This is a genomic window from Sphingomonas floccifaciens (assembly GCF_042681125.1).
GTDB lineage: Bacteria > Pseudomonadota > Alphaproteobacteria > Sphingomonadales > Sphingomonadaceae > Sphingomonas > Sphingomonas floccifaciens.
In genome coordinates this window covers 1-780 of sequence record NZ_JBHUFC010000036.1, presented here as the reverse complement: position 1 = coordinate 780, position 780 = coordinate 1, and the positions used below count along the sequence as shown (strand labels likewise).

General features: G+C 66.0%; 1 protein-coding gene. It reads right to left on the bottom strand.

The features are described 5' to 3' along the window. Positions 1–770: IS5 family transposase (locus tag ACFSC3_RS20685; RefSeq protein WP_380942276.1), on the bottom strand; the 770-nt coding region annotated here is incomplete at its 3' end. Positions 771–780: the final 10 nt, after the last annotated feature.

The window sequence follows — 780 nt, the reverse complement described above, 5'->3', positions numbered from 1 at the left end:
CAGGCTTCGGCGGAGGCGACGGACGCCTCCCAATCTTTGGCGAGACGCCGACATCGGTTGAGCCATGCGATGGTGCGCTCGACGACCCAGCGCCGGGGCAGGACGACGAAGCGGTGGGCATCGGAACGCCGGACGATCTCGATGGCGAGGTGGTCGATATGCGCGATAGCGGCGGCCAGTTTCTGCCCGGCATAGCCGCCATCGGCGAAGAAACGGCTCAGGGACGGATAGGCGTCGCGACAGCGTTCGATGAGGTCCGGTGCGCCGTCGCGGTCCTGGATGTCAGCGGAGAGCACCAGTCCGTCGAGGAGGTTGCCGGCCGTGTCGGTCGCGATATGGCGCTTGCGGCCCTTGATCTTCTTGCCGGCATCATAGCCGCGCGGCCCACCCGCTTCGGTGGTCTTGACCGACTGGCTGTCGATGATGCCCGCAGTCGGTTCTGCCTCGCGCCCTTCGGCAATCCGTACTCCGGCTACCAGCACCGCGTTGATCGCATCGAGCAGGCCGCTGTCGCGCATCCGGTAGAAATGGTACTGCACGGTCGTGAACGGGGGAAAGTCCCGGGGCAGTTGCGCCCACTGGCATCCCGTCGCGGCAAGGTACTGGATCGCGTTCCACAGATCCCGTGCCCGGTGCAGGCGCGGGCGGCCCACCTTCGTCGTTCGAGCCAGCAGCGGCGCAATGATCGCCCATTCCGCATCGGTGCAGTCGCTTGTGTAACGCAGCCTACTTCTGTCATGCTCGCGACGAGCGGTTTCGGTCCAGCCCATGTGCTCTCCA